We start from the raw sequence: 15,372 nt of genomic DNA, 5'->3' as shown, positions 1-15,372 counted from the left end.
CACACTCCAGGTTGTCCCGACGTCGCTGGCAGGCACAGACCGCGTTTCTTGAGAAGTGCGAGCAGACCTCCTCGGTAACCTGGTTACGCGTGCCGCCAATGCTGTGCGTTAAAACCGATGCTCCTGCCCCCTCGGGGCGTGCGCTTGATTTAGGTAAAGAAAGTATGTTATGCTTCCGTGTCCTGCCTATCCGTCAGTGTGCCGTGTGCCGAGGCATCGTGATGAAGGTCGACGTCACTCGAATAGACCGTGTGTGCCGCTTGTTCTGCAGCGTGGTCGAGGGCATCGTGACGGAGCGTGCCCTCCGGGAGACCGTGGGCAACGATCTGTCCCGTGCCCAGTTCTGCGGCCTGCAGTTCGTGTACCTGCACCCGCAGTGCTGCATCAAGGACCTCGCGAGGGGCCTTGCGGTCAGTCACCCGGCAGCGGTGAAGCTGGTGGAACGGCTCGAGGGCAAGAAGCTCATCACCCGCTCACCCGACGAGCATGACCGCCGCGTGGTTCAGTTGACGGCCACTCGCACGGGAGCGCGGCGGGCGAAGTCGGTGATCGAGGCTCGCACTGAGGCGATGGAAGCCATCCTCGCCAAGTCCGGTGGTATCTGCGCCGACGGCCTGCTGGACTGCCTTGAGAGCTTCGTTCGAGCCGCGTTGGCCAATGAGCACGATGTGAACGGCGTGTGCCTGCACTGCGGTGGCAGCCATGATGATGACTGCCCTGTATGCCAGGCCGAGTACGCCCTGACCGGAGAGCTTCGGACGGACGCCTGAGCAGTCAGTGAACCCGGCACCGTCGAGGCACGTCTTTGGTCTTGCCCGTGCAGACGCGAGGTTGCGGCGTCTCGCACGTATTCAACGTAGGTAAGGGCAGTCGTCTGCCGACGCTGATCGAACCTGCGGATGCAACCCAAACTAAGGGAGGAGAGAGCCGCGTCGTCGGGCCGCCGGGTCGCATGAGGTCCGGGCCACGGCTCCCAACACCAACCAACTTCGTAGTCGCACAAAAACCCCAGTAGCCCCCACCCAGCTCCCCATTCCCTTCCCTTCACCCTAGATTCGCCCATGCAGCGCCTGCTGCCTTTTCAGGTGCTTCGGGGAGAGCGACGACTTCGCCGGCTGATTCCGTGTCGGCGCAGGTGCGTCGGGTGTTTTCGCAAGACCCACGGGGCAACGGGGAACCCAGGAGATTCGCTATGCACCACCCTTGTCGTCATATCCTGATTCTTGGTGTGCTTTGGGCCTCTGTCTGCCTTGCTTCCGCCGACGTTCTTGGCCCCGCTGCTGCACCTGCCGCCGTCGCTACCCCTGCAGTCGACACCAAGGACCCCGCCAGGCCGGCTCCGACCCTTCGTGTCCCCGACCGCTACGCGACCCACCCGCTGCTGTCTGTGGCCCGCAAGATGATGGCCGGGGAGTTCGGCGACCAGCCACCGTGGCGGCTGTCCCTGCTCCTCAAGGGCCTCGACGAGGAGCCCCGCACCGCCCGTCTCACCGCCTACTCCTCGCGCTGTCCGGATGGCGGCGGGACAGGCACTCGTTGGGGAACCCGTGTTCGGCCCGGCATCTGCGCGGCCGATCCCAGTTACTGGGGCCCCGGCAGCGTCATCTGGGTCTGCGACCCCGTGGCGCAGATCCTGATCGTCGAGGACACCGGCAGCGCGGTCAAGGGCCAGGACCGCTTCGACATCTGCTTCGGCGACGATGCAGAGGCCTGCGAGCGCTTTGGCGTCCAACAGCTTTCGTACATCCCACTTCGTGTGGCGCCACCGCAACGAAGCTGGGGAACCTGCCCGGCCGGATGGGAGCCACCTGCTCCGCCCGTGAGCTCCTTGCTTGACCGTCTGGCTCTGGCCGGCGTGTTCCCGCCGGAAGGCTAAGTCTGAGCGGGTCGGAAGGCGGCCTCAAGGGGCTGCAGATACCCCTGGTGAGGCACACAAGAGGCTTGCGCACCCTCAGGGCGCGGGCTATACTGGACTGCGTCACAGAATGGCCGCCTTTCGACCCGCATCAACGCTATCATCGCAGCTCGCGAGGACCCTGAGGCCATGGAGCCGACCCTCGATCCCTCCAGCCGATTCACCGCACTGCGCCTGCTTGTCGACGACCTCCTCGGCGGCCCGGGACGTCGGTATGCGGTCGTGCTTCTCGCCTTTGCGGTGATCCTGCTGCTCACCCGCGAGGCCGCCCTGATCCCGATCACCGTCGGCTGGTCAGCCTCGAAGCGCCTTGTGGAGCAGGAGCAGGAACTGGCCCAGATCCAAAAGCAGACCGCGGAGTACTCCTCTGCGGCGGAGTACTTCGGCACCCCCGAAGGGCAGAAAAGCGTCGGCGGGCTGGTGCTCAAGGTTCCCGACGATGGTGAGCGCCGCGTCGTCCTCAAGCCCCAGGCGGACAAGACCAAGCAGTCGACCGCCGCCCACATCCGTAGCTGGCTGAGCAACCGCGAAGCAGACGCGAACGCGGCCATGCAGGAACGTCTGCGCATTGCCAAGCGCTGGTGCTACGATCCGCCGGCGCAGGACACCTTTTCCCATGACGCCCCCTTCGGCGCGACCGAGGCCAAGCCACAACCGCAGGCACCCCGGAAGCAAGCGCCTGCACCGGCTGCGCCGACCACGAACCAGGAGTCTCCGGCCACCCACTAGCCCTGCTGCCTGTCACCCCTTTGCCTCGCCCGGGAGGTTGCCCGCGATGCTGAGCCTGCTGAGCACGCTGCTTCTCGCAGGAGCCCTGAGCGTGCGCCCTGCCTGTGCCCAGGACGCTGTGACCGTCACCGTGGACCGTGCTGTCACCGAGGCCACCAGCAAGCTGCGCCTGGGAATCACCCACACTCAGAAGAGCCTGGAGTGGGGTGCGCCCGAGGCTGTTGCACGCGCCAGGGGTCTGCTGCGGGGTGTCGTCGCCTATCAGAACCAGCACATCATGGGCTGGGGTGGCGGCAACCCGGAACCAAGCCCCGGCGTCTACGATTTCGCCAGCCTGGACTCCCGCGTGCAGTTGATGCGCTCGATCGGCGGGCCGATGGTCATCACCCTCTGTGGAGCCCCGGACTGGATGAAGGGCGGCGAGCCGGGCAAGACCGACTGGTCGAAGCTGGAGACCGCACCGCTGCCGGAGCACTACGCCGACTTCGCCGAACTGGCCCGGCGGATCGCCCTCCGCTACCCCGACGTGCAGTACTTCCAGGTCTGGAATGAGATGAAGGGGCTGTGGGACCGGCAGGCCAACAACTGGAACTACCGCGGCTACACGGAGATGTACAACCTCGTCTACGATGCCATCAAGGCCGTGCGTCCCGAGGCGAAGGTCGGTGGGTTGTACATGGTGATCGAGGGCACCGGCACGCTCAAGGACAGGAGCTGGGCCACCGAGGCGCCGGTGCGAGCCCGACAGTGGGAGGTCATCGACTACTGGCTCCAGCACAAACACGGGGCCGACTTCCTCTGTGCAGACCGGGGCATCCACAGCAAGCACGACCCGAACACCTACACGATGGCGGAGTCGATGGCGCTCACTCACTGGTTTGAGGACATCGCCCGGCAGATCCTGGCGAAGACCGACCTGCCGCTGTGGTGGTCGGAGTACTACGCGCCGGGTGATAAGGGCTCACAGCAACTGGCGGCGATGTACGCCTCGGTGTACCTGCACATGATCCGCGGCGGCTCCTCGGTGGCTCTGCTATGGAATCCGATGGAGGGCGAGATCAACCACTACCTCTTCACCAGTACCCAGACCGTCGAGGGTGCGCAGCCCACTCCGCACTACCGCGTCTACGAGGCCATCAACCGCTGTTTCGGCGCCGGGACCGCCCTGTGCAAGGCGAGCAGCTCCTCGCCGGAGGTGGAGGTCCTCGCCTCGCCACGACACACGATGCTGATCAACAAGAGTGATCGGTCGGTGCAGGTGCTGCTGAACGGTGACGCGCTGACGCTGCAGCCCTACGAGGTGCGGATCTCCCAGGAGCTCTGACCTTTGCTACCCCAGTCACCACGCACAGAAAAGGGGCGCCAATATCTGGCGCCCCTTTGTGGTTCTGACGGTTGGTGCCCCCGAGCTTAGCGGCGCAGAATTCGAGAGAGCGCCAGGTTGAAGTCGGCGGGCTTCATGGGCTCATCGGGCTGCAGCGCTCCGGCGGCAGTCCCCACGAGGATCTTCTCGTCCTCCATGACCTGCAGCGCACTGCGACCGCGCAGGTCGAGACCGGTGGCTGCCAGGAGCTGCGCGGCCCACTGGGCGAAGTCACGTCGCAGCAACGGCTTGGTGCCGTCGAAGTTGCCGGTCGTCGGGAGGAGCCCGGCGGCACACAGGCCGGCAATCGCCTTCCGGGCCGGATGGTCAGCCGGCACATCGCCGAAGGGGCAAGCCGCGTCACGGTTCAGCTTGATGCCGAGAGTCTCCGCAGCTCCGGCCAGGGAGATCGCCGCATCGTAGCGCGAGATCGTCGGGGCTGCGTTCATGGCCTGCAGTCGCGCCAGCGCCTGTCCGAACTCATAGCGGGTCATCGCACGATCGCCGCGGAAGGCTCCGTCTGGGTAGCCGACGATCATCCCGTCTGCCGTGAGCTTCCGGGCGGCGTCATAGGCCCAGTGATCGAAGGGCAAGGTCTCCGCAGGTTTCCCGGCCGCCGCAGGTGCGCCGCCCTCAGCAAGCGACATCTCGGTGGCGAACTCGCTGTTGAGCCGAGTGATCAGGGCACGGGCTTCGTCTGCGGGAGCCGCCGATGGCATCGCGGGCGCCGGCATCGCAGTCACTGCGGTCCCAAGGTCACCCTTGGCTCCAACCGGGCCTGCCGGACCCGCCGGCCCGGCTGGACCGGGCACGCCCATCATCGAACCATCGGTGCCGTAACCGCCTGTCTCAACCGGAGTCCCCAGACTCACCCGGCCGCCGCCCGCATAGGGTGTACGAGCCGCCTCTCGCCCAAGAGTCGGTGCGCCCGGCATGCCCGGCATACCGCCTGTGCCGGCTGCCGACGCCATGCCACCTGCCATTCCAGGACCACCTGCGCCGGGCATGCCCGTCGCGGACAACGCCGACAGCGACTCAGGCGTGGCCGTGGGAGCTGGCGTCGTCGCTACGCGCATCTCCTCCTTGACTTCCTTCGGAACCGCCAGGAAGGAGGTGTAGGGAGTCTGGATCGTCCACTCCTTGGAGAGGGCGATGATCTCGTCCTTAACCTCGCTGTTCTCGCCCTGCAGCCGCATCAGGTCGACGAGGTAGTCGACCCGCTTGCGGGCCCAGACGCGACCGACGAAGGCAGTGTCCGAAGCCTTCTGCGGGAAGTTGGCCTTGTAGCGGTAGACCTTCTCGACGCCGTTGAGGTCGCCGGTCAGCTTCAGGTCGGCGACGCCCGGTTCGCGGTAACGACCTGCCACCACAAGCTGCGAGCCCTTGAAGACGTCGGGCAGGTCACGGGGATGCACCATCTCAGTGCTGACCTCACCGAAGTTCAGCTTGAGGTCGGTCAGCAGCGGGGTGCTCACCTTGTCGTAGAACTCGCTAACTTTGGCCTCGATGTTCTCGTCGGTCTTCACGTGCTGCTCGGCGCCCCGGTTATCCGTGGCGAGCTTCAGCAGCAGGTAGTCATCCACATCGTCGCCGACGCCAAAGCAGAAGAGGTGGGCATCGCGCTTGTTGGCGTCCTTGATGCTTTGGATGATCTTGCCGACCTCGGTCTCGCCGACGGTGGGCAGGCCATCCGTGCAGAACACGATCGTCTTCTGCGCAGTGCTGCCCTCGAACATCTTCAGCGCCGACACCAGGGAGTCGTTGATCGCCGTGCCGCCGCGTGCTTCAAGCCCGTCGATGTAGGCGAGGGCGTCACGCTTCCCGTCCTTGCTTGCAGCGGCGAGCTGGTCCTTGAAGGAGGTCGTGTCGCTGGAGAAGGTGACGATGTTGAACCTGTCCTGGGGCGACAGGTTCTCGACGCAGTACTTCATCGCCGCCTTGGCCTGGTCCATCTTCTCGCCCTTCATGCTGCCCGAGCGGTCGAAGACGAAGATGACATCCTTCTTCACGATGTCCCCTTCGCGCGTCTTCTCCTGCGGGCACATCATCAGCATGAAGTAGCCCGGCTTGGCGTTGTCCGGCCGGTAGGCGACGAAGTTGACCGCGAACTCCTCACTCTCCACCTCATAGACCAGGTTGAAGTCCTTGGTCGGCGTGAGCTTGGTCGTCTCGAAGGAGGCATTGGCGGAGTGAGTGCCCTTCTTGACGATGTCGACGTCGTAGGTCTCGGAGTACAGCCGGGTGATGTTCTTTTGGTCCTTGAGGTCGACCGAGATGGTCAGGTCGCCCAGTTCGCTCGTCTTGCCCTTCATCGCCAGCGGGTAGGTGTAGCGCACCCGACCCTTGTCATAGGGCAGGATCTCGGCGTAGCGCAGTTCCACCTTCATGGGCTCATCAGGGCTGACCGGGAAGATCTGCGCGCGGAAGAGGTTGCGGCCGACCTGCTCGAGGATCGCCGGGTCCTTCATCCGCGACACGATCATATCGTAGGTTCGCCGGGCTTCCTGCTTCTCGCGGATCTCGCCGGCGATACGCTCACCCTTCACGTAGTAGGCGAAGTCGAAGATGCTCGCCTGCTCGGAGAGTGGGAAGAAGTAGGTGGCTTCGAGGTTCTGCTTGGTGGAGTTGACGAAGACCTGCTCGATGGAGGTCACTGCGACCTGGTTATCGATCTCCACCCGGACATGCTGGTACTTGACCTGCAGGGGCGGCTGATCGGGCTTGCCGACTTCGGTTCGCGGCACGAGCAGCTGCGCCTGAGCGGACAAGGACAGGACCAGCAAGGTGAGGACTGCGACGGCAAGAGTGGGGTACAACCTCATCAGGGACACCTCCCCCAGAGTGAACGTCGCTGGTTGGACTGCTCGGGAGAGTGTGGAGTTCCACGGTGAGGAGGCAGCTACGCGGGGGAGTCTTGCAGAGAGGGCAGTTCGCCGCGGAGTCGTGGCGCAAGCCGGGTGAATCGCTCGCGCTCGGAGACGTTGCTGATGGCCCGCCAGACGCCCCGCTGATTGCCGACGATGCAGGCCATTCGCTGCGCCCGGGTCAGAGCGGTGTACAGCAGGTTGCGCTGCAGCATGATGTAGTGGGTGCTGTGGATGACCATCACCACCGCCGGGTACTCACTCCCCTGCGACTTGTGGACGGTGAGCGCGTAGGCGGGGTCCAGCTCATCAAGCTCGCCGAAGTCGTACTCGACGGGTCCCAGGTCATACTCCACGGTGAGGCGTCGGTCGGCCGGCCGGATACTCACTATCACGCCGATGTCGCCGTTGTAGACGCCCTTGTCGTAGTTGTTCACGGTCTGCAGGACGCGGTCGGCCTGGCGGAAGGTGTAGTCTCCCCGGCGGACCTCGGGCTTGCCTCTGCCCGGCGGATTCAGGGCTTCCTGCAGGCGCAGATTGAGCGCGGACACGCCGACCGGCCCACGGTGCAGCGGCGCGATCACCTGGATCTCGTGCGGCTTGAAGCCGAGTCTGGGCAAGCTGTCGGTGACCGTGCGCAGGACGCGTTCGGCCGCCGCCTCGACGTCTTCCTCTTCCAGGAGCACGCAGTCACTGCGATTCCGCACCCACTCCTCGCGGGTGGGGAAGCGAGGCGACTCGCCCTCGTTGAGCAGGTGGGCACTGCGGATGATCGTGCTGCCCTCGGCCTGGCGGTAGATGCGGGTCAGGCGGTACACCGGCACGGCCTGCGAACCGACGAGGTCCCGCATGACGTTCCCGGGGCCAACGCTGGGAAGCTGGTCGGCGTCGCCAATCAGCACCAACTGCGCGCCGGGTCGCAAGGCTCGCAGGACGTCCTTTGCCAGCATCACATCCAGCATACTGGCCTCGTCGATGATCACCACCGCAGCCCGCAAGGGCTCCGAGGGGCCATGCTTGAAACCGTGCTTGTAGGGGTCGTAGGCGAGGAGGCGATGGATGGTGCTCGCCGGGTGCCCGGCAAGCTGCTCCAACCGTTTCGCAGCACGACCGGTGGGACTGGCCAGCGCGACAGACCGGCCGAGCGATTGGCAGGCATCGACAAGAGCCCGCGTCACGGTGGTCTTGCCTGTCCCCGGCCCGCCGGTGATCACGCAGACCCCGGTTCCGAGCGCACCAAGCACGGCCTCAGCCTGCTCCTCCGACAGCTCCGTCTCCCCCATCAGCTCGCGACGTCCCAGCCACGAGCCAAGCTGCTCCCTGGTCGGCGTGCCCGCGGGCGTGATCTCGGTGAGGGCACGCAGTCGACCGGCCACCTCTTCCTCAGCATTCAGGAACCGCGGCAGCCAGACGGCCTGCTCCTCACCATAGGACTCGAGGACCGCCTCTTCCGACTTCACCAAGCGCTCGAGACCGATCTCCACCACCTGGTCGGGAAGGTCGAGGAGCTTCTGGGCATGCTGCAAGAGCGTCGGCCTGGGCAGGTACAGGTGCCCGTAGTCGTTAGCTGAGGCAAGGGAGTGCAGCAACCCGGCCTCGACGCGCGCCGGATCCTCCTCAGAGATGCCCACAGACCGGGCGATGCGGTCGGCAGTGAGGAAGCCGATCCCCCGGATCTCGCGGGCCAGTTGGTAGGGATGGCGCTCGAGTACCTCGACCGACTGGTCTCCGTAGCGAGCCCAGAGGCGACTGGCGAGAGTGCTGCCGACACCGTGCTCATGGAGGAACACCATCACGCGGTGGATGCCCTGGTGTCGAGCCCAGGCGTCCTGCAGGGCACGCGCCCGAGTGGGACCGATGCCGGGGACTTCGCGCAGCCGCCCCGGCTGGTGGTCGAGGATGTCGAGGGTCCGGTCCTTGAAGTGCTTCACGAGCGCTTCAGCCAGTTTCGGGCCAATGCCCTCCACCAGTCCGCCCGCCAGATAGGCGCGGATTCCAGCAGCCGTCGCCGGGCGAACGAGTTGGTAGCGCTCGAACTTGAACTGCCGCCCGTAGACGTCGTGGGTCTGCCACGAGCCGAAGAGACGGACCGATTCGCCGACCTCGGGGCTGAGCATGCTCCCGACGACGGGCACCGGCTCGCGGCGTCCAGCCACAGCCAGCCGGGCCACGGTCCAGCCCGTGTCCGGCGCGTGGAAGGTGAGGCGCTCGATGACGCCGTCCAGGGTCTCCTGGGTCTCAGAGGAATCGTCCATGCGGGATTGCGACACGCCTTCTACAGACCTTTGCTGCGGAGCCAGTCGGCGGCCTCGGGCGGCAAGGCCTGCTTCAGTTGGTCCCGCAGCCCGCCCAACTGCTTGCCCCCAGATTCGATGAGGTGCTGCAGACCGACGGGGTCCTTCGGGTCGTAATGGTAGTCCAAAACCGAGTAGCCGGCCATTGGCTTGTACTCGAAGTCTTCCGGCTTGAGGCCGGTGTTCCGGCGGAAGTTGGTGACCTTGTAGGTGTGGGTGATCTGCCCGCCACTGTCCATCTGGCAGAACTGCACGGGGGCTCGCGAGACCTGGCCGACATAGAGCCGCCCGCCGATTCTCTCGCCCGTCCGCGAGGGCCATTCGAGGAGCCAGCAGCGCTGACCTTCGACGACCTGCGGCGCCCACAGCTTCACCTCGGCGGGAGCGGCCACAGCCTCATCCACCCACCTTGCCGGGTCGCGCTCCTGCCAGCCGGACACGACTTCCGACATGAGTTGCGCCGGCGTCATCCCCTCCGCCGTCACTCGCACCCCGGTCTGCAGGGAGGGGACGATCGCCCACAGGCATTTGGGACCGGCGATGATGCGAACATCGTTGAGGTCCAGGTCGTACAGCCCGGGCTTCTTGAAGCGCAGTCGCCCCGCGCCGGAGACCTTGAGGCCGAGCACCTCCGTGTCACCCTCGAAGCGCGCTTCCAGGTCCTGGGTGCGATCCCAGGTGCTCTTGACGATCCAGAGCACGAGCTGTGGATGCACACCGTTGCGATAGACCAGAACGGCCGCGACCAGCAGGACCAGGAGCAACACGAGCAGGACGATGCCGACTTTGCGCAAGACTCTCACTCCCTTCAAGGGCAGGACCAGAGGACACGTCTCAACCAGAATCGCGCTCAGGCGGCTGGTGCTTCCTGTGTCTTGGGCTTGTCACCCTTGAGCGCGACAAGGACCACCAGGGTGCCAAGAAGCGCCATGACAGCGCCCCAGTAGAAGGGGTCGGCGCCCTGGCCATGCCAGTCCCAGAGCACACCACCGACGGCGCTGGCGATGAGCAGCCCCACGCCCTCGCAGGCATTGAGCAGTCCCATGTCGGTTCCGCGACGGTCGGGGCGCATCAGACCCGCTGCCGTGGTCCGCGAGCAGGCGCCGGTCGCACCAAGCTGCAGCCCGTAGACCGCGAACCACAGGATCATCAGATAGGGAGTTGCCAGGGTCGCCATTCCCAGGCAGACGACTACCTGCAGCAGGTAAGCCGTTGCCTGGGCCTTGCGTGCCCCAAGACGGTCCTGCAGAGCCCCGGCCGGGAAGGCTGCCAAAGCATACACGATATTGTGCCACAGATACAGCGCGGGCACCAGTGCCGCGGGTACACCGACGTCCTGTGCCCGCAGCAGGAAGAAGGCGTAGGTGAAGTTCCCGGCCGAGAAAAGGGTATGTGCCACCAGGAACAGTGGGAAGCTACCGGGAAGCTCGCGGCGCGGCTTGCGGTTGTTGGCCTCGCGGACCTCTCGCGGGATGTCGTGCACGCCGATGAGGATCGTGACGACCGCCACCACCCCTGCGGCCGTCGCGAACAGGAAGACCCGCCGGTAGTCGCCGCCGAAGGCACGGAGCAAGAGGATGGCCAGAGTCGTCCCGACCGCTGCCCCGGCGGTGTCCATGGCGCGATGGAACCCGAAGGCCTTCCCGCGCTGCTCGGGAGAGACCGACTCGGCGACCAGTGCATCCCGGGCCGAGGAGCGGATGCCCTTGCCCACACGGTCACCGATTCTGACTCCGAGAACATGCAGCGCAGTGGTGGCCAGGCACAGCAGTGGCTTGAGAGCGGTCGAGATCACGTAGCCGGCGAGAACCACCGGCTTGCGCTTCCCGAGGCGGTCGGAGAACCAGCCCGACAGGATCTTGAGCACGCTGGCCGTCGCGTCTGCCAGGCCCTCGATGAGGCCAATGGTCTCCTTGCGCAGCCCCAGCACGTTGGCCATGAACTGCGGCAGGAGCGCGAGGATCGTCTCGCTGTGGATGTCGGTGAAGAAGCTCACCAAGCCAAGCGCGAGTACGTTCCGGCTGCGCCAGGACCCGACCTTCGGAGTCGTCTCACTTGCCGTAGGGCATGCACCTCAAGGGTGGTTGGTGTCCCTCGCTCGCCTAGGGCGTGAACTCGACAGTCTCGACGGTATCGAGCGCGACGCCGAAGGACGCCACGTTGCCCTGCCAGGTCGGAACGATCCTCCGCCCCGAGAAGGTGGACACCTTCGAGTAAGGACGAGACAGGGCCACACGAACCGGCAGGGCCGAAGTGTCAGCAGTGGTGTAGCTCCCTAACAGAAGCAGCGCTCCGGAACCGTCTGGCATCTCGTACAGGCCGGAGTCGATTCCCGACAGAGCAGGCTGCACCGCCGGCACCTCGGCGGCGAAACGGGTCGGTAGCGTGATGAGGCCCTGCAGGTTGGCGTCCAGCGTCCTCTGCCAGTAGGCGCCGATGCCCGACAGGTAGCTATAGGGCGGAGCCTTCACACCCGGTCGCGAAGCCAGCATAGCCGGGTCGGCGGTGCGTGCGTAGGAGGCTCCCAGACTGACACCGGACTTGAGCACGCGGCCCTGCCCCACGGGGATCGCCACGATAGCAGCGGTTCCGTCCTGCCAGCGACCCAGCACTGCCATGCCATCGGCGGCAAGCGATTCTCGGCGACCAAGGGCGGTGAAGCTGAAGGACATGCCCCTGATCGGGACGGACACCGTGACCGTGTCGCCGCTTCCGAGGGTCGCAAGGTCCTTCTCGGTGTAGGTCGCGCCGGTCTGCCAGGTCTTGGGGTCGGCCAGTTGTGCCGCCGACAGGGACACGATATCACTTCTGCCCGTGAGAGTGGACAGGAGACTGCAGGGCGCATTGACCTCGTCGCGAGTCGCCGCTCCCGGCCCGAGGTACAGCGAGCCGCCGTCGCGGACCCACTGGGCGATCTGCTGTTGAGCCTTGGCCGAGACGTTCGGTTCGTAGACGTACAGCACCCTGTAGGCGTTCAGGCGTCCGGACTCCACTTCCTCCTCGGGAAGGACGTCCGTCGGCAGGTTCGCCCACTGCAGCGCCGAGTGAAGCATCCGGCGCTCGACTCCCCAGCCCTGCGGACCTCCGGCGCCACACAGCGCGAGAGCGCTCTTGGCGCCGTCGGTGTTCGGCGCCGCCCAGCCGAAGCTGCTCACAAGGTCCTGGGCGCTGGTCTTCGCCCACAGGGGAGCGCTGCGACTGAGCAGCACCGCAACCTGCGCCGACGGTCGGCGACCGTGCAGCAGGTACTTCTCGTAGCGCGAGGCCATCCGGCTGATGCGACTAGCCGAGAGGAAGGCGTCGACCTTGTAGCGGTCGTCGGTGAAGTACTCCCAGCCGGAGTACATCGGCCCGTAGCCGTAGTAGTGGATGCGCTGGATTCCGTGGGCGAGGGCGGTCAGCCCACTAAGCAGTGTGCCTTCGCCCTGGGCGATGCGCGAGGGATACCACAGCATCCCGGTCTTCATCGACCCGAACTGCGAGGCGCTACGCAGAAGGTCGCCGAGGAACAGGTCAGTGTTCGTCTGGCTCGCGCCGATCCCGGCGTCGTCGCCGCTGCCGAAGTGGTGAATCTGCTGATCGAAGGCCCCCAGGCGGCTCTCGATGAAGTAGTCCTCCTTGGCCGGGAAGGCGGCATAGTACACATCGGTGCCCGTGACTGCGCGGTCTCCCCACACCAGATGGCAGGCTTCGGTGAAGTGATGGTAGGCCTGCGCCGTGCGCTCCTGGAGGAACCAGGCGGTCAGGTAGCACAGGCGGGCTTGCTCGGGTCGCTTCACATCGCCCTGGTCGAGGGGCTGGGCCTGGTCGAAGCTGGTTAAGCCAAGGTCGGCCGGAGAGGCGACTCGAGTCTGCAGCCAGGCTCGGAAGGCCGTCAGCCCCGTCGCAGAGCCACGAAGCTCCGCCACACTCAGCGGCGCCATCTCGTCGCCCACCTTCACGCAGAAGGGGCCCTCCGGGACCTGCTTGTTGAGCGCTGCGAGAGAGCCCGCGAACACGTTCGTGAGGTCGGCGCTGTACAAGTCTGCCTTGTAGCTGCGGAGCGGATCGCCGATCTCGATCTGCTGGCGGTTCGCACCGAGGAGCTGCTGGATCTGGTCCTCCAGGGCATCGGTGGCCGGATCGTAGAGCTTGTTGTGGTAGCCCCGGTGCGAGTCTGCCGTGATGATCAGCTCGGCCGGTTGCGGGCAGTCCACTGCTCCTCGCGAGCGGTAGGTGTCCAGTCGCGACTGGGCATACTCGCGCAAGGTCAGGATACGCGAGGCACCCGCTTTGGCGCTGAGCGGCACCTCGGGGAACCACAGCCCAAAGGTGTGGTGATCCGCCTGGTAGTTGATCTTCCGCAGGATCGACTGGTCGGTGGGCGCCGAGGCGAGACTGACCTCGATCTGATAGGACTTCACGTTGCCGCCGTCGCCCTTGGCCTCGGCGATACGTGGCAGGCCGTCCTCCCAGAGGGCCAGCCCGAGGGTCATCTGGGGCTGCGTGCCAACCAGCATCCCGCTCCAGTCCGACCACTCTGTGGAATCGCCGGGACGCAGGCCCTGGGCTTCGGGAATCTGATCCCAGGGCAGCGGCAGGTGCCAGGAAGTGTTGAACTGCGGGACCGTGCCGTCGCGTAGCAGGCCGAAGCGGAAAAGACGCTGCTCGATGTTGCCGTAGAAGGTGCCACCCAGCTTCACCGGGCGGTCAGAGGGCGTTACGCTCAGGAGCTTGACCTTCACGTACAGCCGAGGCTGCGCACTGAACAGGTCGGCCGCATAGCCCGCCGTGGCGCGGAAGTTGCGGCAACGGGCCACGACCTCACGAGTGCGAGGAGCGGTTCGCCCCGGGGTCACGTCGAGGAAGCATATGCCCGTGGTGAGTGGGCCTTCGACCTCCGGCGGACGAAGTGTCCCCACCAGCGAGTAGTTACGGCCGTCCGAGCTTATGAAGCCCCACAGGAGTCCCGCGCGCTTGACCAGGCGCAACCAGGCCCAACTGCCGGGCGAGTACTGCCCGTCCCACTTCTGCTCCCGCTCATCGAGCCCATACAGGCCAACCTGCGGGGCAGCGCCCCAGGGAGGCAGTACGCCGATCACCAGGCGCACATGCTTCTCCCGGGAGCCGACGAAGAGCCCGGCCTGCTGTGGCCGGGCATAGCTGCGGAAGTTGATCTGGGTCTCAAGCGTCCACTCGTCGCCCAGGTCTGAGGGCGAGGTGTACAGGAGGGTCTCGGTGTCCTTGGACAGGTCGGTTCCCGGCGAAAGAGCCAGCATGCCGCCCTGGATGCTCACCGCCGCAGGATCGGCAACGCCCAGATTGCCGGTCATCCCCGTCGCTCCGATGGCCTCCGTCAGGCGGGAGAAATCGACCTCGACACCCGGGGCTGCACCCGGCAGAAGTAGAGCCGTCATCAGGACACAGGCTAGCCAGTGGTTCCTCACTGTGTTGCCTCCTCCGGTGCGGATCGGCGCACGCCCGCCGGGACTCGGCGGGATCAGCGACCCAGATTGTCAGTTACGGGAGAGCACGTACTCAGCATACCCCCAGACCTGGTTTCTGAACGCACCTGCGCCGAAATCAGAGCTTCTCAACCTTCACATCATCGAAGGCCACAACGGTATCGCCGGTTCCGCCGCTCCATCGGCGAGCCGAGAGACAGACACCGCCGGAGGCCACTGGAGGCAGACCGAGTGCGCCGGTGTCGGTGGCGGAGAGCACCGGGCGGCCGTCGAGGTCCACCGTGATGACCGCACCGCGAACCGTGATGCTGACGTCATGCCAGCGGTCGTCGACGGTGAGGTCGGCCTTAGCGAGGGAACTGGCGTCGCCGGTGCTCTTGCCGTCGACCGCCTTGTGGATCTGGAGGCCACGGCCGAAGTTGACGCTGTAACACTTGTCCGGGCCGCTGGAGCGAACACCGATCCAGGCACCGTCGCGATGGTCGCTGCCCCGCTTCTGGATCTGCATTCGCAGGCTCACACGGTAGTCCTTCCAGGTGTCATCTCCGACCAGCGCACCGGAGGCTGTGAAGCCACCCGCCGGGACATTACTGCCGACCAGAGTCCCCTGGGTGACCTTCCAGTCGCCGCCGAGGATCGTCCAGGTCGGCAGCGGGAGCCCTCCCTCGGGATAGGCGGAGAAGTCGTCGTGGTAGGGGTTGCCGGTGAAGGTCACGCGACCGAAGCAGGAGGGGCGATGGAACACCGGCGTGGGTGACCAGGC

Annotated in this window: 10 protein-coding genes; 4 read left to right on the top strand and 6 right to left on the bottom strand. The window is 65.8% G+C overall.

Annotated elements, in window-relative coordinates; translation table 11 throughout:
* Positions 1-221 precede the first annotated feature (221 nt).
* The 4 genes from ABFE16_01105 to ABFE16_01090 all read left to right on the top strand — a co-directional run bounded on the left by ABFE16_01105 (position 222) and on the right by ABFE16_01090 (position 3,968).
* A complete protein-coding gene (locus ABFE16_01105; GenBank protein MEN6343864.1) occupies positions 222-770 on the top strand; it encodes a MarR family transcriptional regulator in 549 nt (182 codons plus the stop codon).
* A gap of 422 nt (positions 771-1,192) precedes the next feature.
* Complete coding sequence (locus ABFE16_01100; GenBank protein MEN6343863.1) at positions 1,193-1,876, top strand: 3D domain-containing protein; 684 nt, start codon at positions 1,193-1,195, stop codon at positions 1,874-1,876.
* A gap of 168 nt (positions 1,877-2,044) precedes the next feature.
* Positions 2,045-2,644 (top strand): hypothetical protein, encoded by a 600-nt coding sequence (locus ABFE16_01095; protein ID MEN6343862.1) that lies wholly within the window; start codon positions 2,045-2,047, stop codon positions 2,642-2,644.
* Positions 2,645-2,690: 46 nt separating this feature from the next.
* Positions 2,691-3,968 (top strand): xylan 1,4-beta-xylosidase, encoded by a 1,278-nt coding sequence (locus tag ABFE16_01090; protein MEN6343861.1) that lies wholly within the window; start codon positions 2,691-2,693, stop codon positions 3,966-3,968.
* An 86-nt stretch (positions 3,969-4,054) separates the two neighbouring features.
* On the opposite strand, the gene ABFE16_01085 is transcribed toward ABFE16_01090, so the two are convergent.
* From ABFE16_01085 to ABFE16_01060, 6 genes are all read right to left on the bottom strand, one after another.
* Entirely contained in the window at positions 4,055-6,829 is a 2,775-nt protein-coding gene (locus tag ABFE16_01085; protein ID MEN6343860.1) for a VIT domain-containing protein, read from the bottom strand.
* A 77-nt stretch (positions 6,830-6,906) separates the two neighbouring features.
* The gene (locus tag ABFE16_01080; GenBank protein MEN6343859.1) at positions 6,907-9,126 is read right to left on the bottom strand and encodes an ATP-dependent RecD-like DNA helicase; all 2,220 of its coding nucleotides are present in this window, start codon (positions 9,124-9,126) and stop codon (positions 6,907-6,909) included.
* Between the two features lie 20 nt (positions 9,127-9,146).
* On the bottom strand, positions 9,147-9,959 hold the full coding sequence (locus tag ABFE16_01075; GenBank protein ID MEN6343858.1) for a hypothetical protein: 813 nt from the start codon (positions 9,957-9,959) through the stop codon (positions 9,147-9,149).
* Positions 9,960-10,015: 56 nt separating this feature from the next.
* Positions 10,016-11,161 carry an MFS transporter gene (locus tag ABFE16_01070; GenBank protein MEN6343857.1) on the bottom strand — a complete coding sequence of 382 codons (1,146 nt, stop codon included), beginning with the start codon at positions 11,159-11,161 and terminating at the stop codon, positions 10,016-10,018.
* Between the two features lie 106 nt (positions 11,162-11,267).
* Complete coding sequence (locus ABFE16_01065) at positions 11,268-14,591, bottom strand: hypothetical protein (GenBank protein ID MEN6343856.1); 3,324 nt, start codon at positions 14,589-14,591, stop codon at positions 11,268-11,270.
* A gap of 136 nt (positions 14,592-14,727) precedes the next feature.
* Positions 14,728-15,372, bottom strand: a 645-nt coding sequence (locus ABFE16_01060; GenBank protein MEN6343855.1) for a family 16 glycoside hydrolase, incomplete at its 5' end; no start/stop codon positions are given.

It is taken from the genome of Armatimonadia bacterium (assembly GCA_039679385.1).
GTDB lineage: Bacteria > Armatimonadota > Zipacnadia > Zipacnadales > JABUFB01 > JAJFTQ01.
Note: the sequence above shows the minus strand (reverse complement) of the source record. Positions and strands in the feature narration are given on the sequence as shown.